This is a genomic window from Chimaeribacter californicus (assembly GCF_002858675.1).
In the GTDB taxonomy this organism is placed as follows: Bacteria; Pseudomonadota; Gammaproteobacteria; order Enterobacterales; family Enterobacteriaceae; genus Chimaeribacter; species Chimaeribacter californicus.
The window spans coordinates 1-687 of the sequence record NZ_PJZF01000098.1 but is presented as its reverse complement, the minus strand read 5'-3'; the positions used below and the strand labels follow the sequence as shown (position 1 = coordinate 687).

The window sequence follows — 687 nt, the reverse complement described above, 5'->3', positions numbered from 1 at the left end:
GGAGCCAGAGGCCGAGTTTATGCCTGATGTTGAGGACTTGGCCGTGCCAAACCCAATGGCGCTACTGCGCCGGCCGGCGCGGCTCTTCAAATCCACATCTCACTACTGGGAACCAGGGTACAACTGGCGCATCAGCGTTTCTCCCTTTGATGAGAGCAAAGCCGATCAGAGCTATCACGTGCACTTCAGTGAGCGGCCTACCCAGGAAGAGTTTGACGAGCATTTCCGCCGGTTCCTGTCCACAGAAGACCGCTGCCGGGTGCATATCTACCAGTCAGACGGGTTTAGCAAATCTTGGCGCATCACGGATGAGTACACCCATCACCGCGAGAAAGAGTCAGATAACGCGCACTCCCTGGAAGAGCTGACACCTCGCCATGAGTGGCATGATGGGGAGCGCTTCCGCATCTGCTTTTGGGACGTGCGGATCAACGCCCTCAACTACATCTATTACATCAACCGCCCGACTTCCGCTGAAGTGAGACGCTTATCAAGCGTTAAGCGGGTAGCAACCGTACAGAAGCGCGGCGAGAGCAATTTTTAATCTCTATGGCCAATCTTAATTACGTCCTTCAGGCCGTAAATGATCACCTGAATGCCCTCACGTACACGCTTGATCACCTGAAGGCGGAGAACGCGGGGTTAACCCGCGTTTTTGAGACTGCGGCACAGCTGGTAGCCAGTAAT

The 687-nt window shown here is 54.9% G+C and carries 1 protein-coding gene; it reads left to right on the top strand.

The window, feature by feature from the left end:
- Positions 1-544 (top strand): hypothetical protein (locus CYR55_RS23070; RefSeq protein WP_206604071.1); only part of this gene is annotated, 544 nt, incomplete at its 5' end.
- Positions 545-687: the final 143 nt, after the last annotated feature.